A 25,402-nucleotide genomic window follows, 5' to 3' on the forward strand; every position below is an offset into this window, starting at 1 on the left:
GTTTGCTTAATCCTGTAATACAGACTATTATTAAATAAGGCATTTTAATTTTAAAAAAACATTTGAGTTTACAATAACAATCAAACCTTATATTTGGTTCCTAGAAAATTTACTAAGCCTAATATTTGGGCATGTACTTTTCATTTATTTATATCAGACAGCAAAGCCGTGTTCAAACAATCGGATCACTGCCACATAGCATATTTAAGTAATATTTATCCACAATTTAATAATAAATGTAAATTTGTAAATCGGGAGGCAGTCGATGAGCAAAATTTCAAGAAAAATAGGTTTCGTGTTTGTAGTTTTTATTGGTGTCTTAATTTTATTTCTTTCAATTAGACCAAATAATAAAGACAAAGCTGCTTATTTTCAGACTAATTCACTAACTAAAAACAAAAATACCAACCCGATTAGAAAATTAACAGATGTAAAGTCAATAAAACCAAAATCGGTAGAAGCAGATATTACAGCACCAAGCACCCCAAAAGTTTCTGCCCCAAAAAGTTCAACTGACAATCTTGTTTTTAGCATTACTTCAAACGATAATCCAACAGATTATTATGCGGGTAATTCATCATCAAATAATATTAAACAACCTGTTGTGAGTGGGATAAAAGGCTATGTTTATACAATGGATGAAAAACCAACTGGAACTCCGACGGTTACAAAAGATCCAGCTACAGGGAAAGTCACAAATATTAATTTAAATCCTGGCGCAGATGGGGTCACAGGCTCTTTAACTTTAAATCGAAATACTGATTATAATAAATATCTCCATACTGTTGCGGTAGATAACAACAATAATGTTTCAGATGTTAAAACTGTGAGGTTAGGAGATTCTCTTTGGTGGTCTTTAGATAGTGTGTCCAAAACATTAACGATTCATCAACATGAGCTGAATTGGGATACAGATAATTTTGATTTTGTTGGAAGTTATGGTCATGATTTTGAATGGCCATGGTATTCCCGTGCTGATGAAATTGAAAAAGTGGTAATTGAGCCAGGAGTGACGGGTAGAGGATCGCTTTATAGACTATTTTATGGTTTACAGTCTCTTACATCGATTGAGGGGATGAATAATTTAAACACCACACAAGTGACTAGTATGAGTCAGATGTTTCATTTTTGTAGTTCATTGGAAAATATTGACATTACTCATATGGACACGACAAATGTTACAGATATGAGTGCGATGTTTAATTCGTGTCTGTCGTTAAAAAGTTTGGATTTCAGTCAATGGAATACTAGTTCGGTGCAAGACCTATCGTCTATGTTTTGGTATTGTCAATCATTAACTTCTTTGGATCTTAACAACTTTGACACTAGCCATGTTACAACATTGAGAGCTATGTTCACCCTTTGTTATGGTTTGAAAGATTTAAAAATTAATAATTGGGATGTCTCGCAAGTAAAAACAACTCAGGACATGTTTGTTTCTTGCCGTAGCCTAGTGAATTTAGATCTTGGTCAGTGGGCGTTGGAAAACAACGAAAATGCTTATTCAATGTTTAGTGGTTGCGAATCTTTAATTTCTTTGGACCTTAGCCATTTTAATACTTCAAAGGTTAAAGACATGACTTATATGTTTTCCTGGGATTACAAGTTAATGTCGGTTAATATTAGCAGCTTTGATACTAGTAATGTTACGAACATGTTTGGCATGTTTCTTAATTGCAAATCACTAACCACGCTTGATTTAAGTAATTTTGATACTAGTAGTATTATCTATCGTGATAGAAATGAAGTAGATTTTTACAGCGGTGAACAGAGGATGCTTGAAGGGACATCTTCATTATGGAAGCTGACTCTTGGTCCGAATTCTAAACTTAATTCTCTATATTTGGAAGTAGGCCTTAAGGATCCAGTAATTAGAACCCAGATTATTGATTTAGAGAGTCTTAATAATTTTTATTTTTCAACTCATTCTCGCTGGGTCGAAGTTGGTTCAGGAGATTCTCATAATCCAGCAGGACCTAATATTTTGGCCGATTCGATTATTACCGATTCTCAAACTAGAACGGATAAGCGAACTTATGTCTGGGATCAATCAGGAGAGCAAGGCTTAATTGCAGCCACAGGTATTGATTTAGGTGTGCACGAACCAGCATTTAATAATCAAATTTTTGAAAGTAGTCCCCAAACCTTAACTGAGACTGATACTAGAAGCGGACGACTTGGTAAAACCTGGCACATCGAAGCGGCGGAATCTAAGCCGATGCAATTGGATACCGATTCCTCGACAACAATTGCCGGCGACCCGCTTTGGTTTAAAAATTCAAATACTGGCAGTGAGATTAATTTTCATACGGTAGCCCAAACAATTTATTCTGGTACTCCGACAATCAATTTTGAAGATAATATTGTAATTCCTTGGACACTTGGCTTTAAAGCTATACCAAAAGATATTCCGCAGGCTGGTCATTATACGGGGCAAATTACTTTTACGTTAGTTAGTGATATTCCTTAAATTACCAATATGCGAAAGCCTCATAATTGTTAGACAAATACTAACGATTGTGAGGCATTTTTTTATGAGCAGCGAACTTTGATTTGTAACTTTTCTTATAAAAAATAACGATAATAAGAAAAAAAGGAAAGGAAAATACGATAACATTTTATAGTTTAATCGAAGAGCTTTAGATGAGGAGGAATTTATGAAATTAAAACTCACTGGTTTAGTTGGTACAGCGATATTACTGCTATCACCTGTTGCAAATGCAATGACGGCAGTAGAGAAAGCTGCACCAGTTCAGGCCGATAATAATTGGGATTACGATGTCGATAATCCTGGACTAGGGTATTATGATCAACTTCTGCAAAATGCGGGACCTAGCGACGGGATGGTGGATTGGTACCCAGCTAAAGATACACTTAGTAATTATCCGACAGGACAAAAGCTAGTTAAGCAATTAATTGAACTTTCAATCGCAACAAATGATTCTAACTCAAATGCCCGTAAAGTTCTTTTTAACGACACTAATGGTAATAATACTAACGCTACTTATAGAGATACTTATAACAAATATAGTGTTGCTTTAGGTTTTATAGCTCAGATTTTAGATTTCAATAATACTAAAAGTGGGGTTGGTTCTAAGTTGGAACAAGCCGCAGTTGCTGGGGATTACGATTCATCAGATGATGAAGGAAAGAGTGTCATCAAGGGAGCACTACTTAATGATCCAAGCGGTAAAGCTTTAGGTCATAATATTTCTGATGTTTTGGGTACAGCCTTCTTTGACAATGCTGACGACGCATATGCTCAAATTTATATCAATGGTTATGATAATGTAGCGCAAAACGAAGCAAATATTATCCGTGAAGCAACGAGTAGTATTACGATTGTTGCTCAAAGCAAGATTACCGGTAATAAAGCGACAGCGATTTTTAAGCTAAATAATAAAACGATGCCAGAACAACTTTCTGGTTCAATTTTAAATAACAATATTGATGGTGGAATTAAACAAAGAGATCCTAATTATAAGGTTAATGGGTCGATGGTAGCAAACGCACAAACCTGGGTTAATAACGGGAACCGTAGTAATAGTCCTACTTTTTGGGTTAATGAAAATGGCAAAGGCACGATCGTAGTTCCAAGAGGCACCACTGCCAAACAAATTGCTAAAATGATTCTGGATTCAAAAGTAGATACAAATTATAAAATGGAAAATGTTGCGCCGATGAAAGCTATTCAAGGTAATTACCAAAAGGGTAAAGGAGCACCATGGCACTCATCTTCTAACTTTAATGCAACTGGGGATGGTGAGTCCTATAACCATAAATTTATAAAAAATTCTAATCCAGGACCTAATGAAACAAATAAATTGCCGAACGGTGATAATTGGTTTATAGGTGTGGCTGATAATAATAGAAAAGAGGCAAATAATGAATTTGCTATAGGAACCCAGGGAAATAGTGGTATATACAAAGGAAAAGTTACAGCACAAAGCTGGTTTAATAACAGTTTGGATACCAATAAATATCCATCTACAACTTATAATCCTAAAACTTCTGCTTTTGAAATTCCAGATTTTGAAGCTTCGGAGGGAATACCTTCTTTTGAGAATACAGTAGAAGGTAAAGAAGATTCTCCAAAAAATCAGCCTAAATCTAATATTGGTAAGGTGACACATTTGTTTAATCCAGTAAACGATGTGGATGCTAATGGTAAATCGATGTTGAGAGAATCTTGGGATGCACAGCATTATGCCTATGCTTTACCAGAAATAAGTGAAATTTCAAATGGGGCTGACACGGACGAGAAAATTGATAGTTTAGCTAAAAAGATTAGTGAAAATGGAAGTTTCCAATCGGTATCAGATCCTTTAGCCCAAGTAAAAAAGAGCTTCACTTATGAAGCTCCAGTAAATGCATGGGTTTTTAAGTCATGGAATAATCCCTATTCTACGGTAATGTCTTCTGAGGGAGCGAAAGCGCCAATGGTTGCAGAATTTGATGACAAGTCTGGCGTATTAGATGGTTCTGACCCCAAAAAAGCTGAAGGACAGTGGCGTGGAGGATTAAAATATAAATGGTCAGAAGGTAATCTTGTAACAGATACCCAGACTGAAGTTACGGCAGTTCCAATTAAAGATAATAAATGGACGGGAGATATAGCCTTAACAAACCAATCTAATGTTAACTCATCTGGTAATTCAGTTATAACTATAAGTAATTTAATTGATACAAGTAGTAGTATTCCTTTTAAATTCGATGATCTACAAATAGGAAATACAGATGGTTCAGGAAGTACTGAGTTTAACGGACCTGAAGCGAAAATAAATTTTACTGCTGATGGAGAAACTCATACTATAAAAATACCAAAAAAGGTTACTACATGGGCTCGCCAAGGAGCAATTGGGGTTAACCAACTATATGTAAACATAGCTAATGAATTTGGAAATCCTAGTGGCTTACTGATTGATGGAGAAGGTGTCAGCCGCTTTTTAACACACTCAAAATTTTGGGGTGTCTATAATCCACTATACAGTGAAACTAGTGATCTCGATAGTAAACCTCTAATTAAAGTTGCTGATAACCATTTAAACTTTATTGAAACATTTAACACAAATGGTACATTTGACGGACAATCTAATCTTCCACGAAAAGAAGCAAAACTTGGGGGAAAGAATGAGTATTCAAAAGAGAATGCGGGTGGCTTGAATGTTCCTAATTTCGCATCCATGTATAAATTTAGTGGAATTTTTTCGGTTTTAAAATATAAAGATAATTTTCATTTATCTAATGGAACTTCTGCGGGAATAATCCAAGTAGGAGATAAAATTACTCCTTCTATTAATGCATACTCTGAAATAACCAAAGATGGGACCTTAACTGCTCCATTAGGAGCTGGTCCATACACTGTTACGCATGCAAATGGAGTACCTTTAATCAAGATGACATTTGGTGAAACTATCAGTCAGACAAGAGCTAGTAAAGTAGCATATTTTGACTCTAATTTATATAATCCGCATGGGAATTACAATAACAACAAACCAGAAGATGGTTATGTTTCTCAGGATTATTCAATTGGACCTGCTTCGGTAAGCTCAGTTTCACCAAACGATTACGGAAAAGATAATCCTGATTATGTTGGATTTGACGAAGATGGAAATATTGATCGCACTAAGACAACACCGGAGGATGTTGTTGATTCCACAGCCAAACGTAATCGAATTTATGGAAATACTAAGAAAGTTGAGGATGACCATAGTGAAGGAAGCAATCCTAATTACAAGATGGTTAACCTTAAAGATTTAGACAAATCAGGAACTGCTTATACAGGTATTACAGAAGCAATGAAAAAAATGTATGGGATTTCTGATGGTAAGTTCCTTAAAGCTTCATTGCCTCAGTATGAAAGGAATGCAGGTAAGGCTCGGATTAATGTCGTTGTTTATGACAAAGAAGCGGTTCCTGCTCCAACTAAAGAAGACACAAAACCGTCATTCTCAACAACAAATGTATCTGGCGGTAATGATCCTTTTAATGTCAGTCTTCGTCCATACACGACAACTTATGATGATGGTGCAGTATTAACAAGTGCTAACGTTCCACAAAGCTTCAAGAACTTATTAACTAAGACATTAGTAGCCGGTAATCCAGATTTAGTTGACTCTACCGGAAAAGTTTCAAGCAACAAATTACAACAGATCCTGATTAGTTCATTTTTAGAAAGTTGGCAGCAAAATGATGACAGTTTTAAGCAGACTGACACGGGTGCTGGTGTAAATTCACCACTTTACATGTATGGTGGTTTTGGAATCAGTAACTCAGATACCAAAAATTCATACGCTCAATGGCCTAAAGGTTATGTTGATGGCACAGGAGATTACAACAACGCAGTTAACAGATTCTCAGAAGACTTCTACCGTGGTGGATCAGATCTGAAGACAGCAGATGGTAAGAGTACAATTAAAGGAATTCCATTCTCAGCATTAACTGCAGATGTGAGCAAGTTAGATGTAACAAAGGCTGGTACTTACCCAGTAGTATATACATATACAAATCCAAGTGGTTCCAAAAAAGCAGCTAGCATAACCGTACCTGTAACAGTAAGTAATGCTTCAGCTCCAGTGTTTGCTTTTCAGGGAAGTACAGATGCAACAATTAACGTCGGCGATAGTTTTAATGAAGGCGATTATAAAGTAGTAGGTTCATGGGCAATCTTCAACAACTATGGCGGAGACTACTCTAAACTGCCTGACTACGAAGGGATTAGTAAGAATACAGATGGTAGTCCTCAAGTAACGGTAACAGGAAAAGTTAATACAAGTACTCCAGGTATTTATCAATTAACGTATAAAGCAGTAAGTACGAGTGGAGCAACAACGACTCTAATAAGAAATATTACAGTATTGCCGAGAAGTAACGAAAGCACTACAACACCAGATCCAAGTGATTGGAAAATAACGTCATATAAGTCAGTAGGACATATTAACTATGTACCTGGCTATGGCATTATGGTGTTCAATGCCCCTGCAGGCACAAGTACAGGTCTGAGACTAGGACATGGAACTTCGTGGAAGATTAGTCAGAAGGCAGTGAACACGAAGGGAGATACATACTACCAAGTAGGAAGTAACCAATGGATTGATGGGAAGTATATCTCATTTAGTCCGATCAACACAGAAATTCCACTAAGAGGAGAAGTTAAAATTATCTACAGAAAAGGTTATGGCGTTAACTTATGGAAGAATGCCAGTACGACAAATGGCTATTATCCAGGCAGAAAGTTAATGCACGGCAGCCGTTGGAAAGTAAGTAGCAAGCAAAATGGCTTCTATAAGGTTGGAAAAAGCCAGTGGATCCAAGGTGAATACGTAAGTTACAAATCATACTAAAAAATTTAAATTTCATAATTCTCTAAACGTTTAAAGTAGGATTCGGAGCAACATACCGAGTTCTATTTTTATTCTAATTTTTAAAATCGAGGAATTTGCGTATTTGAACCCGTCAAAATACAATTAGTAGCTGCAATGTTGATAAAGATTAGAACAAATGAATTCTCACAAAAAGTATTATTAATAATTTTATGTGCAGTATTTGAGGTTAATCCCAATCACAATTAAAGTGATAAACTAAAACTAATTAAAAATCAGGCAGGAACACGATGGCTTTAAATATTTGGTATATTTCAATGACGATTGTTTTACTCGCTGAAGTATATCTTTTGGTTCAAATTTCTAAAATTAAAAAACAAGAACGAGAATTGGTTAAACAGAAGTATCCAGATTTAACACCAGAGGAATTACGCAGCCGCAAGTTATCAATCAGAGCATATACTTTGGCTCATTTATATGGTAAAAAGAGTCGAGTTTTCGAGTTTATTCTAATTGCGGCAATTTTTTTGATCGGCATCGCAGTAGGACTTTTGATCACAGGATATTATTATCTGTTAAACACGGTTCTTTTAGTTCTGCTGATTTTAGTTTTTGGGGTCGTGCTATTCTACTTGCCTAACTATCAAGATCAGCAAGAATTTGTTCAGAAGTATTTAGATGAACATCCGGATAATACTTTAAAATTTGTATCGGTTCCTTCAGATTTGGTAAAAAAGGTCATGATCATTCGAAGACTTTCAGGTGTAATTGCCTGTGTTATGGTGGTTTTACTTTTAATTTTCGGCCGGTTGTACTAAAGGATAGAGAACTACTAATTAATTCAAACAGTCTTTTAGAAGCTGATAGATAAGAGAAATTTCAAAATTAGTAATTTTAACATTAAACTTATCTTGAATTGATTTAAAGATATCTTTCGAAATTGAAAAGAATTCTTTTGTTTTCGAATCATTGTCAATGGTATACGAAGGATCATCATAACGGCCTTTTCTAAGGATCATTCTTTCAACCATTAGAGATATGTGCATATAGAGGTTTAATTTTAATTTGGAATTTAAACTTAAATTATAATAACTCTCATAATGAGCAACAGCGTTTTGGGCTTCTTCAATAATAATATCAGGATTTAAAAATTGCAGCCGGGTCTTAATCCCCTCCACTGAAAACAAGTGTAGTAATTGTTCAATTAAGAGCTTGACGTTTTTTTGAGTTTCGCCCGATTCTTTTAAAATCTTTTTAAGTTTAATTGACGCGTCTCGATCAAAGACATCATAAATGTTCATAATGTTCAAAGATAAATCCGAGTTAATATTTGTGGTTGTTAAAATTAAAATTGTATTTGCAAAGAAGCTCTGGTTATTGTTTTTTAATATATTTATTAATTCTTTATAATCGATTGTAATAATTTCTAATTGATCAGATAGGGTACTTTTAAAAACATCTTTTATTTCAGTTGATAGACCGATCCCTGACATGCATGAAATAATAATATGTGGATGATCTGCCAGTCCTTCATAATATTGCGAACCAGTTGTTTCACCATAATGCTGACTTTCTAAAGCAATCTCTTTAAATGAATCATTTCTTTGAACACGGAGTCCTGTATCTAATGCCATGGCGGTAGTTAAATTATTAATAACGATTAACCGTTTGTGTGAATATTTTTTGATTTCGTTAAAAATTTGACTTAATGATCCCATATCGAAAAGGATGATTGTTCCTTTCACATAATTATTTTGCTTTTCTAGATATTGCTTTACGGAAGAACTAATTTGTTTTATTGAAGTATCTAATTGCATATCAAAGGATTCGAATATGTAGTTACCGCATAATGAATTAACGACTTTTTGAATATTTGAGGCAATGCCTTGACCATGGGCTAATAAAATACAGTTATATTTTATTCCTTCAATCTTATTTACAATTGGTGTCATTAATATAAAGAAAAGTAAGAAGTGACAATCATTTAGTTTGCTTGTTTTAAATAAATCTTCAAATATTTTTTCGAATAAATAAATACTTCTTGGATATTTATTTTGTAATGTGTTTTTAATAGTATTGTTTTCTCGAAAGATTGAGCTTTTGTTGTAAATAACAATGAAAGCAGTGCAAAGTGAACATCGATTCCAAAAATCTTTATTTTCGGGCAATGATAAACCATATTTTTCAGTTAATTCAGTTTGGATTTTAATTTTTAAATGATCGTTAATCAAATCAAGGGTTTTAGGACTTTCAGAGATATTAATTAAATGTAGTAATTTCATCACAATGAAATTTTGTTCACTTAATTGTTGATCTAATTTAATTGAATGAATTAAATCATCCATTATTCTTGAAACAGAGGGTTTTAATTGCATAAAACTATTAATTAAATTTGACAGTTCAATATTTAAATCATTTTGGGAGGAAGATATTTTTATATTTAATTTGTTAGGTAGACCGATATAAATCTCTTCTTTTGGTAATAAGTTGACATAAGATTTAGCAAGTAAAAGTTTAATTTTGTTTTCAAGGGCTGCAATATTATCTGGATGATCGTACATAGTTAATTGTTTGACAATCTTCGTGTTTATGATAATTGGATGTTTAATTTTTTGTGCTTCTAAATAAAAAAAGTTTAAAACTAATGATAGTCGTTCAAAAAAATAACGATCTAAAAAATCGGGCAGCTTAATCTGTAAGCCTATTTTTTTATTTAGAAGCAGGCAATCTTCAAATCCGGTAATTGAAATAATAAACCGAACTTGACACTTGATGTCTCTTATTGCTGATTTTATTAAATTTAAAAGAAGTTGTTGGTTGTTTTGAGATAATTTTTGAGCTTCATGAATAAATAAAATACCTTTGTTATTGGGAAAGAGAGATTTAGTGCTTAAAATATTGTCAAATTTTGAGCACTTTTTTGATTTTTGAAATAATTTAATAAAATTACGTTGGTTGGATACATAATCTGAAGCATTAATTTTGATAAAAGGATCAGTTTTAGTAATTACTTTACGCGTTAGAGCTTCTTCGTACATTTTTTGAGCTAATAATTTTTTTCCAGTGCCATTATTTCCAGTAATTATAAGAGGCAAGTCATTATCTGGATAACTTAATGATTCTTTGCAATGAATAATTACATCAGCTAAACTTCCTTTTGCTCCAATCAATTCATCAAAACTACTTTTAGGCTTTACGATCTGCCAAAAAACAGGGCGCGAATGAGTTTTTGTAACTTTTCCTTGTGAGTATAGAGAAGAAAGATAGGAACTTACTACACCTCTTGATAATCCAGCAGCTTTAGCTACTTCAATTGTTGTAACTTTTTGATCATGAAAGTTATTAATGAAAATGTTGTATATTTTATCAATCGATTTCAATAGTCGCTCCTTTTTAAACACTATATTGATTAATTAAGCACTAAATTTTAGTGCTTTTTTTATGGATAGCGCTTAACATGTGCATTGTAAGCGATAACTTTTTTAAAATCTAGTAAAACTTAAATTATCTAAAAGGAGCATTTATTTTGAAAAAATATCTTATAGCGAGTCACGGCAGATTTGCTAGTGGATTGAAAAATTCAATTAAAGTTTTAACCGGTAAAACAGATATTATCGCTATTGATGCTTATTTAGAAGAAGAGCCGGTTGATGTTGAGCAGAAGGTTAAAGAGTTTATAAGAGAACTGGGGGCTGACGATGTAGGGATTATTTTCACGGATTTAATTGGCGGAAGTGTTAACCGCGAGGTGATGATTCAAGTTAAGGATAAAAACAATATTGTATTAATCAGTTCTGTTAATTTGCCAACGGTATTAGCAGTTATTCTAGACACAGAACCAGTTACACAAGTACATTTACAAGAAATAATCGATTCTACTCCAGTAAAAATTATAGATTTTAACTTGGAGCAAAATAATGAAGATTTTTTATCAGATGATGAATTTTTATCTTAAAAGGAGAAGATAATGATTAAAATGTTGCGTATTGATGAACGATTGATACACGGTCAAGTTGCTGTTGTTTGGTCAAAAGTTCTAAAAATTAGTCATATTTTAGTTGCTAATGATGCTGTTATGAATAATGAGACCCAGCAAATGACAATGAAAATGGCAGTCCCAGATAATATTAAGTTTATTTGTCGAAATATAAAAGATTCACTTAGTATTTTGTCAGATCCTCGTGCTTCTAAATTGGAAATGTTTGTAGTTGTTCAAAATTTTAAAGATGCAAGAGAAATTGCTGAAAAATTAGAAGACCAAATTGATTTGATTAATGTAGGTAATTATGGATTACTGCCGGTAAATCAGCATGATAAGTCACAGAAAAAAATAGCTGCAGCAGTTCAAGTGGATGAAGATGATTTAATTGATATTAAAGCTATCGCAAAGTTAAAGCCTGAATTTAAGGCACAACTAACTCCAGATGCACAAGACAAGAATTTTAAAAAGATTTATGGAGGTGACTAGCAATGTTCTTAAAGGCTTTAGGAATTGCGATCCTTTACTATGTAGTGCTTTGGGTTGGTAATATGGGAGGAGTTTTCCATTTTTCACGTCCCATTATTGTCGGTCCATTGGTTGGCTTACTCTTAGGTGATTTACATACAGGTATAGTTCTAGGAGCAACATTTGAATCGGTATTTTTAGGTGTTATTGCAGTTGGAGGAGCAGTACCTGCCGATGCGACAATTGGTTCTTTAATGGGAACAGCTGTGGCAATTTTGACTCATGTATCAGGAGCAAAAGCTTTAGCTGTTGCCGTTCCGGTTTCTGCTTTAGGGGTAATCTTAATGCAAATAACTTATGCGTATATGGCACTTTTTATTCCTAAATTAGATATTTTAGCTAAAAGAGGAGATGAAAAAGGGGTTATTAGATACAATTTTATAATGTCTTTTGTTTATCCAATTTTAAATACTATTGTTATCTTTTTCTCAATTTTTCTTGGTGTAAATGCAGTTGGTGATTTACTGAAAATAATTCCAAAGTTTGTGCAGGATGGTTTTACTGCAGCCGGAGCAATGCTGCCAGCGGTTGGATTTGCAATGCTGCTTAATATGTTATTTAAAGGAAAATTATTTGGTTACTTTTTCTTAGGGTTTGCGTTGGTCGTTTATCTTAAATTACCAAATTTAGGTGTTGCGATTATTGCAATAGTTATTGCTCTAATGATCTATGATATTGAACAAAAATTTATGGCCAATAAGAATTCATCATCAAATAGCGATGTAAATAATGGCAATGTTCAAAAGTTAAGCAGTAAAAGGACTGAAGAGGAGGACTTTTTATCATGACGAAAGATGTATCCGAAAAACAGCAAGATAAAAAAATTATTAATAAAATGTTTCAACATTCCTGGTTTCTTTTTAGCTCTTTTAATATGGTAAAGATGCAGGGTTACGGTTATGAGTACAGCATGCTGCCAGCGATTGATGAATACTATAAAAATGATCCTGAGGGTAAACGAGCTGCTATTGAACGTCATTCTAGCTTTTTCAATTGCACTTATGAAACAGCTCCGTTTATTATGGGCCTAAATGCAGCAATGGAAAAAGAGAATTCTCGTAATCCATCTTTTGATCCAGAATCAATTAATGCGATTAAAGCTGCGTTAATGGGGCCATTATCTGGAATTGGTGATTCTATTTTTTGGGGAACAATTAGATTAATTGCAGCAGGAATTGGAATTCCTCTAGCAATGAAAGGTAATATTTTAGGACCGATTTTATTCTTACTTATTTACCATATACCTTCAATTTTTACACGATACAAATTACTGCAAGTGGGTTACACTTCAGGAGAAAAATTCATTAGTAATGCATTTCATTCAGGATTGTTTGAATTGATCACGAATTGCGCGACGATTGTGGGGCTAATCATGGTCGGGGCAATGACAGCTAGTTCTGTGACAATTAAAACTGCTCTTAAATGGAATATGGCAGGTACTCCTTTAAAATTACAGGATATTTTTAACAGTATCATGCCAGGTTTATTACCGTTAGTTTTAACGCTTACAATTTTTATATTACTCAGAAAAAAAGTTAAAGTAATTTATCTATTATTTGGTGTCATTATTTTAGGAATTATTGGGGCATTTTTAGGTGTCTTTTAAGGAGGTTTGAAATGACAAAAAAAATAATTGTTAACGCTGATGACTTTGGCATGTCCGAAGCTTTTAATTATGGGGTAATTAAAGCATTTCGTGAGGGAATTGTTTCGTCAACTTCTATTATGATTAATCAAGAAGCTGCTTCTCATGGCATTTCTTTACTAAAAGAAGCTCCAGATTTATACGTAGGACTACATGTTAATTTAACAACCGGGAATCCCGTTTCTGATCCTAAAGAGATTCCAAGTTTGGTTAAGCCTGATGGTAGTTTTATTGGTTCGAAAGATTTTAAAACTCATAAAAAATTGTTTTCTTATAAAGATGCTTTGAAAGAGACTAAAGCTCAAATTAATAGGTTTCGTGAAATGTTTGGCTTCTATCCGACACATATAGAGCCACATTCTGCTATGGATGATAATTCAGCTCAAGCCTTAATTGATTGTGCAAAAGAATATAAAATTCACACGGCAGTTCCTTTAAAGGGAGAATACGTTCAGCCAAGTCCAGAACTTTATGAACAAGTAGAATCTCCAGTCAACGAAGATTATATGTCCATTTTAGATCGAGGTGTTCAGCCGGAAGATTTCTTCAATGATCGATTTGGAATCTTAAAAAATGAGAATAATGGTTTAATAACAGAATTACATTTTCATCCAGGTTTTGTTGATCAGTATATTTTGGACCATTCAACTTTAACACTGCCGCGAGTGCGTGATAATGAAACATTATGCTCAGAAGAACTTAAAGGATGGATTATAGATCATGATATTGAACTAATTAGTTTTGGAGATTTAAAGAAAAAATAGACTTACTTGGCCTATTTGCAGATAATAGAGCTAAGGAGTGTAAAAAATGAGCAAAAAATATAATTTCGACCAAATAGTGGATCGCCATCATACAAATTCTTCCAAGTGGTCCCTTGAAGCATACAAAGAAAAATTTAACGAACCTAACATCAAATACCCTTGCTGGGTTGCCGATATGGACTTTCTTTGTCCACCAATGGTAATTGATGCAGTTGAAAAAAGAGCAAATCATGGCATTTACGGCTACAGCAGTTCTAATGAACCCGAAATTGCTTACATGGGCTGGGCGAAACGCCGATTTAATTGGGAGCTCAAAGAAGAGTGGATCTTGCACACACCGGGCGTGGTAACAGCGATTAGATTAGCAGTTCAGACTTTCACTCATCCGGGAGACCAAGTTCTCATCCAGCGGCCAGTTTACTATCCCTTTAGTGATGCGGTCGAAGACAACGGCCGCAAATTAGTATCTAACTCGTTAGTTTTCAAAAATGGACATTATGAAATTAATATTGCTGACTTTGAAGCAAAATGTGCCGATCCGAATACCAAAATGTTTATTTTATGTTCACCGCACAATCCAATTGGGCGTCTTTGGACCAAAAATGAGCTGTTAAAAATGCTTGAAATTTGTGACAAGTATCACGTTTTTGTAGTTGCAGATGAAATTCACAGCGACTTGGTGATGCCAGGGCATACTCATTATGTTGCCGCCAATCTTGATCCTAAATATGCCCAAAACATCATGACTTGTACCGCTCCCAGCAAGACCTTCAACCTCGCAGGCTTACAGTTTTCTAATGTAATTATTGAAAATGATGCAAAGCGTTATGACTTAGATCGCGCGATTAACAACGTCGGCATTGGCAATCCTAACCCTTTTGCGATCGTTGCTACAACAACTGCTTACAATGAGGGTGATGAGTGGCTTAAGGAAGTTTTAGATTATATAGAGGGAAATCTTAATTGGGTGAAAGATTACTTGAGCAAGAATTTACCGCAGGTAAAAGTCTATAATCACGAAGCAACTTATCTTTTGTGGCTTGATTTTAGAGAATTGAAACTAACAGATCAAGAACTTGAAGATGTGATTTTTCACGAAGCACTGGTTGCAATGGATGCTGGAACTTGGTTTGGTCCTGAAGGCAGCGGATTTATGCGCTTTAATCTGGCTTGCCCGCGTTCAACGGTTACTGGCGCATTTGAAAGTATTCGTGAAGCTTTGGCCAAGCATAATTTTTAAGCAGTCTTTTTAAAAAGGGACTGCTTTTTTTTGTGGAAAAATCTTGTATTATATGAATATGAAGGTATATTTTCATAAATTAACCAAGCATCCATATCTTTTTTATACTTTATTGTTTCTAATTACGGCTCTCGTTGTATTTGGTCCCCACCTCATTGGCGGCGGGACTTTAATTTGGAATGGGGACGGAATTTCGCAGCACTATCCTGCTTTAGTTCACTTTCATCATGATTTACAAAATCTGTTATTTCACGGGAAAGCACCCGAAATGTGGCAGTGGCAGGTTGGCTTAGGGCAGGATTATCTGCAGACTTTCTCCTACTATGTGATTGGCGATCCATTTTTATATCCATCTGTTTTCTTTCCCGCTTCTTTTCTGCCAGACTATTATTCAATCGCCATTATTGTGCGCCTTTACTGTGCGGGACTAGCGTTTATTTTTGCAGCATGCCGCCTAATGCCTAGTTCAAAAGATTTCTCTAAGTCTTTAGGCGGGCTAATATATGTTTTTTCAGGTTATACCGCCTACAGTTCGTTTGCCCATCCATTTTTCCTTAATCCGCTGATTTTATTTCCGCTTTTAATCGTTTCGCTTCACCACGCCTTAGACAAAAAGTCGCTTTTGCCCTTCATTGGCATGGTTGCCTTAACACTTTTCGTTAATTTTTATTTTGCTTATATTTTGGCCTCTGGTGCCGTAGTGTACTGGCTGATTGAGCTTTTCGTGCATCGAAAATATCGCAGTTGGCGCAATTTTGGCAGAATCGTCATGGGGGCCATCATCGGCTTTTTAATCAGTGCCGTTTTATTTGTTCCTTCATTATATTTCCTGCTAAATTCAGCTCGTTCGGGCGGCAAAATCGCAAACGGTCTAAAAACATATTCCTTGTCCTACTATTTAAGTATTCCAGGCTCGTTACTAGTTCCTAAAATAAAACCGGAATTCTGGTTAATGGGCGGCTTTATGGTTTTAGGACTTTTGGGCATGATCTTTGTCATCCGGCGTTTTCGCACTTATCGCGTTTTATCAATCACTTATTTAGTGGCGCTAGTTTGTCTTTTGCTTCCCGTTTTAGGCGGAATTCTCAATGGTTTTTCGTCGCCTTCTAACCGTTGGCTTCTTTTGATGCTCCTCCCGCTAGCATTTTCGGCGGTCATTTTGCTTGATGCCAAGCTCACCAAAAAAGATTTAATAGCATTTACTATTTTTGGCGTCGTAGCGGTCATTTCACTTTTGATCTCATCAAGCTTTGGGCGCTATGACGGTGATTTGGGGATGATTTCGTTTCAATATTTGTTAATCATCGGGGCATTGTTTTTTAGTCAACAATGGAATGCTAACTCCAAGCTGCTTTTTAGCGTGTTTACAATCATAAATGCAGCGACGATTTTCTTAAGTATCGAACCCTATAATCTTAAAGCAACTAATCATTTGTTAAGTAAATCGGCAGTGCAGCAGTTAGCCGAGCGTCAGCAAGGTTATGTCAAACAAGTGGTTAATGATTATCAAGTTGATCCTAAGACAGGTGACAAGGATCAGCCAACGTTTACTCGCTCCTACATCGATACCCAATTACCAGATTATACATATTCTCCGAGCCTGCCGATTCTAAGTCCCATTCATTCAATTGAAAGCTATTGGTCCTTAGAAAATAGTGATGTTTATATGTTTATGAAAGAACTGGGCGTGAGTAATGCAATTCAAAATGACGTTACCGGGAATGCTGATTTACGCAATATTTTGCTTAATTATCTAGGCGTCGGTCAACTCTCTTTGAATCAAAAATCGAAGATGATTCCTGCATCTTATCAAAGTTATGATTCTACTATTTATAACGGTCAGCAGACTTATTTATCCGATTCTTCGTTTCCGCTCTTTTATTTCCCGTCCTATGTGATCAGTACTAAAGATTTCCATAAAATGACATCAGATGAAAAAGAAGCCAGTTTACTGGACTCGGTCGCAACTCACTCTGGGCATGAGAAATCTAAGATGGCTCAAAAGGTTCAGCAAGTGCCTTTTTACAATCAGACAATTCTCCATTCTAAAGGAGAACAAGTTAGTTTTAAATCAAATACTGATGAAGAGCTGAAGCTTATTTCACCTTCCGGACAAGTGGTATTGATGATTTCTCCCAATAAAGAACTAGCCGATCAAGAATTGCATTTGGAATTTCAAAACATTCAGTATCAGCCTTTTAATTTCGGTGAGTTATGGCAGGCTAATTTAGCTGATTATCAGGCTGAACACAACAACAACAGCTTAGAAGGTTTAGACGATTTTCAAAATTATGATCCATCGATGTTTAAATACCGCTGGTTGGCGCGTAATTATTTGAAGCTGGGCAGAACGAAACCCGGTTATACCTTAAGTGCTGATTATTTAGACCGCACGAACAGCTTTACTCAACTTTCGCCGTCCCGCCTTTCAGGCTATGAGGTTTTAAAAAATGTAACCCTTAATTTGGGTTCTGCTGATCAAACTGATCGCGAACAATGGATTAGACTAAATACGAATAGCTTGGCTCATTATGCTTTTAAACTTAATCTAGTCGCAGTTCCAACAGGTGCAGCTATTAATCGCGCTGCTAAAAAAGTCAGGCATGAAAGCCGCCAAAATCTGAAGTTTAAAATGGGTCATGACCGAATCGATCTTAAAATCAAACACCCAGTTAAAAAGGTTGTGGCAACGACAATCCCCTATTCGACGGGCTGGCATATTAATCAGGGCAGGATAATTAAGATTAATGATGCATTTGTCGGAATTAAGCTTAAAAAAGGACAGAGTAATTATGTTCTAACTTATCAGACCCCATTTTTAAAAGCTGGTCTATTCATGAGTATCGCCGGACTGGTGCTTATGATGATTTGGAGTATTTTTGAAATTAAAAAAATGAAATAAAACTTCATGACGAGCTTTTTGCAGAACACTTTAAACCCAGTAAATAAGCTTAAATTTTTGATTAAAATTAGAATTATTCTCATTGACAGATGTTTTTAGAGATGTTACAGTTTTAGAAACTAGTTTCATTATTAGGAACGTGACTTTATATTTCAGTTAGTAAAGGCGTAACCATAACAGTTCAAATTGGTGTTTTGGATTGTTGGTTACGTTTTTTTGTCGTCTTAAAGGAGGTGATGCTTTGCGTGTGATAAAGAAAGTGTTCAATAACAACGTTTTATTTGTTGTTAATGAGAACAATCGCGAAGAAATTATCATGGGCAAAGGTTTAGGTTTTCATAGGCATAGTGGAGAAACAGTAGATGAGAATGATCAGAAGATCGATAAGACTTTTATCATCAAAGATCAAGCCACCGTAAAGAATTTTCAAGAACTTGCTGAAAGAATTGATATTACTGATATTGAAATCGCTAGTGATATTATCAATGAGGGAGAGCAGGCTTTAGGCTATAAATTATCTAACAGCATTTTATTTGCTTTAGCTGACCATATCAATGTGATGCTAAAAAGGGTGCGGGAGAAGACGTTTTTTTCAACGCCGCTGCAATGGGATTTAAAGGCAATTTATCCCAAAGAATATCAATATGCTTTTAGGGCAGTAAAAAAGATTGAAGAGCGAACCCAATTAAACATTCCAGATCAAGAAGCAGCTTTTATTGCTCTTCATTTCATTAATGCTCATTATGATGTCAAAGATATGGAAGAGACATTGATGAGCACTAAAATAATTCAAAAGGTGATTGATATTGTTAACTATCATTATGGGCGGCAGATTGATCAGTCTTCGTATAGTTTTTCACGTTTTGTGACTCATATTAGGTATTTTGTGCTGCGTCAGCTGCACGGAGAGAACACCGAAGATTCGAGTTCGATTTTAAATTTTATTCAGCAAAAGTACCCGGATGACTATAATTGTGCGCTGAAGATTAAGAAATTTCTGGAAACCAGTTATCATTGGGATGTGAAAGATAATGAATTGTTATACTTAACCCTTCATTTAAATCGTTTATCAACAAATTTTAATGGATCGTGACTTATTAGATTAAGGCGAAACCTGACAAATTGTTTGGCAGCAGGACTGCTGGACCTTTTGGGCAGGTTTTTTTATTTTTAGGAGGAAAATTGTGGTTAAAGAAGAATCATTAAATATTTTGTCGTTAGTTGGCGGCACTAGAAACGTTAACAGCTTGGTGCATTGTGCAACGCGATTAAGGTTTTCGTTAAAAGACAATGCTAAAGCCGATAAGAGTAAAATTGAGGAGTTGCCGTACGTCTTGAGTGTGGTAATCAGTGGGGGACAATTTCAGGTGGTGATTGGACCGAAAGTGGCGGATTACTACGATGTGATTATTTCTCAGCTCAATTCAACAACTGAAGACAAACATGAGAAGTTTTCGTTGTTGAAGGTAATTTCCGGTGCATTTACGCCATTAATTCCAATTTTAGCAGGCGCGGGGATGGTCAAGGCGTTATTAACCGTTTTGACCACTCTCAACTGGCTTTCAGATAAAAGTACGCTCTATGCAGTTTGGTCAGCAGCGGGAAATAGTATCTTTTATTTTCTGCCAATATTCTTAGGGATGACGCTTGCTAAGCAGTTTAAGGCTGATATGTTTGTCGGAGGTGCTTTAGGAGCAGCTCTATTAGAGCCTAATTTTACAGCCCTAATCGGCAAAAAAGGACTCAATCTTTTTAACATCAGCTTAACTCCCGTTGATTATGCAACGACCGTCTTCCCGATTTTCTTAATCGCGATCGTTTATGCGGGATTAAATAAGCTGTTAAAGAAGATAATCCCGCAGCAATTGCAGTTATTCTTAAATCCGATGATTTGTCTGTTAATCTTAGTTCCCGCAGCAGTAATTGTTTTTGGACCTTTTGGCACGGTGATCGGGAACGCCGTTTCAGCGTTCATTGCGTGGCTCTTTAGTGTTAGTCATGTCTTGGCAGGCCTTGTAATGGGAGCGACGTATCCATTTTTGACAATGTTAGGACTTCACTGGGGATTTACGCCAATAACATTACAAAATCTACACCAATTTGGCGGCGATGTACTTGAAGGAACTGCCGTAGCAACCGTCTACGCTCAAATTGGAATTGCCATCGGTGCATATTTGAGAAGTAAGAAAAACTCTAAGATGAGGGGAATTGCGGGTCCGACTGTTTTGACTGGACTTTTAGCAGGAGTTACTGAACCGATTCTTTACGGAATTATTATGCGCTCAAAACGATTATTGGCAATTGTGGCAATTTCAGGTGGTGTCGGCGGGGCAATCAACGGCTTGTTCCACGTTCAGATGACGTCATATGTATTTCATAATTTATTCTCTTTAATTTTCATGAGCTACAAGCCAATGCCGTTTATGATTTTAGGAGTTTCAGTATCCTTAATCTTAGGAGCTGTCTTAACGTATTTCTTTGGGGTCACTAAAGACGATGCCGATTATTTTCCAGTCAACAAATCAGTTGAAAAGGTTCCAGAACCATCGGATAAAGAGATTAAAGTTTATGCTCCGATTGTTGGGCAGGCCATTTCTTTAAAAGATGTAGACGATGAAGTTTTTGCGAGTGAAAGTGTCGGTCAAGGGATTGCGATAATTCCGGCCAAAGGCGAGGTGAAATCACCATTTAACGGACAAGTTATTACCATTTTTCCAACCAAACATGCAATTGGTCTGCGCTCAGATACTGACGTAGAATTATTAATTCATATTGGTTTAAATACGGTTAATTTAAACGGTCAAGGATATAACTTAATGGTTGAAGATGGGCAGAAGATTTCTCAAGGAGATCTACTTTTGACATTCGATTTAGAAGAAATTAAAAAGCAGGGTTATTCGATACAGACGCCAGTTATTGTTACTAACTATCAAGATCATTCAGTTGAAGTTATAGTTGAAAAAGATCAAAGTATCGATAATTCAAGTCAAATTATGTTAGTCAAATAAGGAGTAAAAATGCAAAAAGACTTTTTATGGGGTGGGGCAATTGCCGCGCACCAAGTTGAAGGCGCTTATGATGAAGCCGGCAAGGGATTAAGTATTGCTGATGTGATGACTAAAGGAGACGTTGACACCCCTCGCGAAATCACTGATGGCGTTCTGCCTACCAAGTATTACCCCAATCATCAGGCAATTGATTTTTATCATCACTATCAAGAAGACGTTGATTTATTTGCTGAAATGAATTTTAAGTGCTTGAGAATCAGTATTGCCTGGAGTCGAATTTTTCCAAATGGCGATGAAACTGAGCCAAATGAAGCCGGATTAGAATTTTATGACCAGCTTTTTGCCTACATGAAAGAAAGACAAATTGAGCCAGTGGTGACATTATCTCATTTTGAAATGCCTTATTATTTGGTGGAACATTACGGTGGCTGGCGCAATCGTAGGATGATCGAATTTTTCACCCGTTTTGCAAAAGTTGTTATCGAGCGTTATCAAAATCTTGTAAAGTACTGGCTGACGTTTAATGAAATTAATAACCAATCTTTAACGGAAAATCCGATTTTTGCTTTCACTAATTCGGGTTTAATTTTTAAAGATGGCGATAAGCGAGACCAATTAATGTATCAAGCGGCGCACTATGAATTTGTGGCCGCCGCCAAAGTAGTTCAATTTGCTCATCAGCTAAATTCTAATTTAATGGTAGGATGCATGGTTGCAGCTTCGCCTTATTATCCTAATACTTGTAATCCAGAGGACATTTTAAAAGCCCAGGCGATGAATCGGGGGCAGTATTTCTTCTCTGATGTTCAGGCGTGGGGCTATTATCCGAAGTATATCTTAAAACACTGGGAGAAGTCGGGGATTAAATTAGATATCACTGACGATGATTTAAAGACAATTGCAGCTGAGACCGTCGACTACATCGGATTTAGTTATTATCTAACGAGTACGGTCAGCAGTGATCCGAAACTTGAAAAAATCGGCAGCGGCAATGCAGCCGGCACTGATACCGTTTTAAATCCATATCTTAAAAAAAGTGCCTGGGGCTGGACGATTGACCCATTAGGATTAAGGTATTATCTAAACGAAATGACTGATCGTTATCATTTGCCGCTGTTTATTGTGGAAAATGGCTATGGCGCCAAAGATCATATTTCAGCAGATGGTAAAATCCATGATGATGATCGGATCAACTATTTAAAAGAACATATTATTCAAATGAAAAAAGCCATCGAAGAAGATGGCGCTGAGGTGTTAGGATATACCGTTTGGGGTTGTATCGATCTGGTTTCATTTACCACTGGTGAGATGAAGAAACGTTACGGCATGATTTATGTTGATGTCGATGATAATGGCAAGGGTTCGTTTAAGCGATCTAAGAAAGATTCTTTTGATTGGTACCAGAAAGTTATCGCAACGAATGGCGAAGAATTGTAATTTTGCGGGACAATAAGTCCTGTTTTTTTGTTTTATAATGTTAACGGAGGAAAACAAATGGCATATCATTTAAAAAGTGTTACCCTTAGGACGAATAATGATCGGATGACTGAAATTGATGAATTGTGGCAGGATGTGATGAACGGTAAGCTGCCGCTGATTTTTGACCAAAACCACGAAGTGCAGTACGGTGTTTTTCCGATTTCAAGATACAGTAATTATGCAAGTGACGAAACAGAAGATTATGATCTGAGCATTATGGCAGTTACTTCGGAGTTTCTTAAAAAATTAGACGCTGGATCTTATCAAAAATATGATGCTGTTGCTGAAAATACTGGAACTTCTGCTAGACAGGCTTGGGGTAAAGTTTGGGAAGATAGCAAAAACGGAGTAATCAAGCGTAGTTTTACTCAAGATTATGAGGTTAGTTTAACGCCTTCAGTTAGTAGAGACGGGAAATTCCATTGTATTTTATACATTGCTGTAGTTTAAAAAAACAGCTTGCGCTGCTTAATTATTTTCTTTTGAAAAAAGATGAAAATTAGTTGGCCGATAATTTTTCAAATATTCATCAGCTTCTTTTAAATCAGTTATAAAGTGAATTCTTTTGCGGTCAGTTTTACTTAACAAATCGTGCTCAACCATGCTGTCGATGAATTCTTTTAATGGTTCAAAAAAGTGATTAAAGTTGTAAAAAAAGTAAGGAGTTTGAATTTCGCCGATTCGATCCCAGCTCATAATTTCAGTGATTTCTTCTAGGGTTCCAACGCCGCCTGGTAAAGCGATGCACACGTCAGCAAGTTCGGCCATTTTGGCTTTACGTTCATCCATTGTATCAACAACGTAAGTTTGGTCGTTTAACTCAGACACGAGTCCTTCATTTTTCATAAATTCAGGAATCACTCCAATTACTTTGCCGCCAAGGTCATGAACATTTTGCGCGGTTACCTGCATTAATCCAGCGCTTGAGCCGCCATAAACCAAATTACCATGATGGGCGGTGATAAACTCGGCAATTTCTTTGCCGGCGGGATTAAAAGCAGTGCTTTCTGGTGATGCACTGCAATAAACTGCAAAATTTGTCATTTGAGAACCTCCTTGTAATTCTTCATTTTACCATAAGTAAACATTTAACAAAATATGGTAAATGCGATTTAACTCGACTACAATAAATGACGTAAAAGATTAATGCCTAAAGGCAAAAGGAGTATTATGTTTAGATTAAAGAAGAGTTGGCGCAGATGGTTCACTGTTGCTGCCATCTTTAGTTTATTATTTATTTTTGTAGGTTGTTCTAAGAGTTCAAGCAGTAAGAGTGATAGTTCTTCGGCATCGAAAGATGCAACGTCATCTAAGAAAGTTCAGATTGTTTTCTGGCATCGGATGACGGGAACCTGGAAGACTTCACTTGATAAAGTTATCGATGATTTTAATAAATCACAGGATAAATATGAAGTTAAAGGGATCACTCAAGGTTCGATTGATCAGCTAAAACAAAAAGTTATGGCCGCAGCTCGTTCGAAGACGCTGCCAACGATCACTCAATTACCTTATACGAGTATTCCTGACTACATTACTCAAGGACTTTTAGAAAAAGTCAGCTTTACAGCAGATCAGAAGAGTGATATGTATCCCGCAATTTTGTCATCAACAGAATATAAAGGAGACAATTATTCAGTTCCGTTTGCTGATTCAACCCAGTTACTTTTTATTAACGATCAATTAGCTAAAAAGTATAATTTAAAAACTCCGACAAGTTGGGATGATCTTAAAACGATCGGTGCTCAATTGAAGAAGGACGGCGTTTACGCAATGAGTCTTGATCAGTCATATGACATGGTTCTTGAAAGTATGGCTAATGAAGCAGGTTATCCTTTTGTTACAAAAAATGGAAAAGCTAACCTTAGTAAACCTGAAGTTATTGATGCTGCGAAGACAATTCTTGATTTAAAAAAAGAAGGATTTTTAAAGACAGCAGAAGAAGATCAATACGGCAGTGTTGCAATGCTTAATAACAAAGCAGTCTATGGCATTGGATCTTCAGCTAACATTGGCGAATTTACTAATCGGGCTAAGAAAGGTCAGACTTTCTCAACGGCTGCGATTCCTGCTTATAAAGGAAAGAATGGCGATGTAATTTCTGCTAATAACTTAGTTTTATTCAAGAGTTCATCAGCTGATCAAAAGAAAGGTGCCAAAGCATTCTTTAATTATATGCTTAAGCCGGAAGTTGCAGCTTATTGGGCAAAGAAATCTGGTTATGTGCCAACAACTAAGTCAGCAATGAAAGAAAAAGTTTATCAAGATTATGTTGCTGCTAATCCAAGTTATAAAGCAGTAGAAGAATCGATTGAAAGTGCTTATGCTTCTAATCAATTTGCCGGCTATGATAACTTTAGAACTAAAATGTTAAGTGCGGTTGATTCTACTTTGACCACTAACACCACAGCTCAAAAAGCGTTCACTTCTTTACAGAAAGACACCGAAGATATCTTAAAACAAAACAAATAAAACTTAATCAATTTATAATATCCAATCGCATGGTTGGATATTTTTTTTTACCTTAAATCGGTTTAT

At 35.7% G+C, this 25,402-nt stretch carries 17 protein-coding genes; 15 read left to right on the forward strand and 2 right to left on the reverse strand.

All coding sequences use genetic code 11. From position 1 onward, the window contains the following. The first annotated feature begins 265 nt into the window (after positions 1-265). The 3 genes from R8749_RS00100 to R8749_RS00110 all read left to right on the forward strand — a co-directional run bounded on the left by R8749_RS00100 (position 266) and on the right by R8749_RS00110 (position 8,140). Positions 266-2,470 carry a BspA family leucine-rich repeat surface protein gene (locus R8749_RS00100; protein ID WP_317696763.1) on the forward strand — a complete coding sequence of 735 codons (2,205 nt, stop codon included), beginning with the start codon at positions 266-268 and terminating at the stop codon, positions 2,468-2,470. Between the two features lie 187 nt (positions 2,471-2,657). Next, positions 2,658-7,343, forward strand: coding sequence for an immunoglobulin-like domain-containing protein (locus tag R8749_RS00105; RefSeq protein WP_317696765.1), 4,686 nt, complete (start codon positions 2,658-2,660; stop codon positions 7,341-7,343). 269 nt (positions 7,344-7,612) lie between these two features. Next, positions 7,613-8,140 carry a hypothetical protein gene (locus R8749_RS00110; RefSeq protein ID WP_317696769.1) on the forward strand — a complete coding sequence of 176 codons (528 nt, stop codon included), beginning with the start codon at positions 7,613-7,615 and terminating at the stop codon, positions 8,138-8,140. 18 nt (positions 8,141-8,158) lie between these two features. Here R8749_RS00110 and R8749_RS00115 read toward each other — a convergent pair whose 3' ends face one another. Next, positions 8,159-10,702, reverse strand: coding sequence for a PRD domain-containing protein (locus tag R8749_RS00115; RefSeq protein WP_317696771.1), 2,544 nt, complete (start codon positions 10,700-10,702; stop codon positions 8,159-8,161). Positions 10,703-10,848: 146 nt separating this feature from the next. Here R8749_RS00115 and R8749_RS00120 point away from each other — a divergent pair, with 146 nt between their 5' ends. The 11 genes from R8749_RS00120 to R8749_RS00170 all read left to right on the forward strand — a co-directional run bounded on the left by R8749_RS00120 (position 10,849) and on the right by R8749_RS00170 (position 23,317). Beyond that, complete coding sequence (locus R8749_RS00120) at positions 10,849-11,277, forward strand: PTS sugar transporter subunit IIA (RefSeq protein ID WP_317696774.1); 429 nt, start codon at positions 10,849-10,851, stop codon at positions 11,275-11,277. Between the two features lie 12 nt (positions 11,278-11,289). Next, positions 11,290-11,790: a PTS sugar transporter subunit IIB gene (locus R8749_RS00125; protein ID WP_317696776.1), complete on the forward strand. Its 501-nt coding sequence runs from the start codon at positions 11,290-11,292 to the stop codon at positions 11,788-11,790. 2 nt (positions 11,791-11,792) lie between these two features. Continuing rightward, the gene (locus tag R8749_RS00130) at positions 11,793-12,617 is read left to right on the forward strand and encodes a PTS mannose/fructose/sorbose/N-acetylgalactosamine transporter subunit IIC (protein WP_317696779.1); all 825 of its coding nucleotides are present in this window, start codon (positions 11,793-11,795) and stop codon (positions 12,615-12,617) included. Then, positions 12,614-13,435, forward strand: a complete 822-nt coding sequence (locus tag R8749_RS00135) for a PTS system mannose/fructose/sorbose family transporter subunit IID (protein ID WP_317696781.1) — start codon at positions 12,614-12,616, stop codon at positions 13,433-13,435. The genes R8749_RS00130 and R8749_RS00135 overlap by 4 nt, the downstream gene beginning before the upstream one ends. A gap of 11 nt (positions 13,436-13,446) precedes the next feature. Next, complete coding sequence (locus R8749_RS00140; RefSeq protein ID WP_317696784.1) at positions 13,447-14,238, forward strand: ChbG/HpnK family deacetylase; 792 nt, start codon at positions 13,447-13,449, stop codon at positions 14,236-14,238. Positions 14,239-14,284: 46 nt separating this feature from the next. Next, positions 14,285-15,478, forward strand: a complete 1,194-nt coding sequence (locus R8749_RS00145; RefSeq protein ID WP_317696786.1) for a MalY/PatB family protein — start codon at positions 14,285-14,287, stop codon at positions 15,476-15,478. 52 nt (positions 15,479-15,530) lie between these two features. After that, a complete protein-coding gene (locus tag R8749_RS00150; RefSeq protein ID WP_317698564.1) occupies positions 15,531-18,380 on the forward strand; it encodes a YfhO family protein in 2,850 nt (949 codons plus the stop codon). A gap of 247 nt (positions 18,381-18,627) precedes the next feature. Beyond that, the gene (locus R8749_RS00155) at positions 18,628-19,473 is read left to right on the forward strand and encodes a PRD domain-containing protein (protein WP_317696789.1); all 846 of its coding nucleotides are present in this window, start codon (positions 18,628-18,630) and stop codon (positions 19,471-19,473) included. A gap of 91 nt (positions 19,474-19,564) precedes the next feature. After that, entirely contained in the window at positions 19,565-21,388 is a 1,824-nt protein-coding gene (locus R8749_RS00160) for a glucose PTS transporter subunit IIA (protein ID WP_317696792.1), read from the forward strand. A 9-nt stretch (positions 21,389-21,397) separates the two neighbouring features. Continuing rightward, on the forward strand, positions 21,398-22,825 hold the full coding sequence (locus R8749_RS00165) for a 6-phospho-beta-glucosidase (protein ID WP_317696795.1): 1,428 nt from the start codon (positions 21,398-21,400) through the stop codon (positions 22,823-22,825). A gap of 57 nt (positions 22,826-22,882) precedes the next feature. Then, on the forward strand, positions 22,883-23,317 hold the full coding sequence (locus R8749_RS00170) for a hypothetical protein (RefSeq protein ID WP_317696798.1): 435 nt from the start codon (positions 22,883-22,885) through the stop codon (positions 23,315-23,317). 18 nt (positions 23,318-23,335) lie between these two features. Here the strand turns inward: R8749_RS00170 and R8749_RS00175 are convergent, their stop codons facing one another. Next, positions 23,336-23,911 (reverse strand): LOG family protein, encoded by a 576-nt coding sequence (locus R8749_RS00175; protein WP_317696801.1) that lies wholly within the window; start codon positions 23,909-23,911, stop codon positions 23,336-23,338. A 126-nt stretch (positions 23,912-24,037) separates the two neighbouring features. On the opposite strand from R8749_RS00175, the gene R8749_RS00180 reads away from it, so the two are divergent. Next, positions 24,038-25,336 carry an extracellular solute-binding protein gene (locus R8749_RS00180; protein WP_317696804.1) on the forward strand — a complete coding sequence of 433 codons (1,299 nt, stop codon included), beginning with the start codon at positions 24,038-24,040 and terminating at the stop codon, positions 25,334-25,336. Positions 25,337-25,402: the final 66 nt, after the last annotated feature.

This window comes from Xylocopilactobacillus apis (genome assembly GCF_033095965.1).
GTDB lineage: Bacteria > Bacillota > Bacilli > Lactobacillales > Lactobacillaceae > Xylocopilactobacillus > Xylocopilactobacillus apis.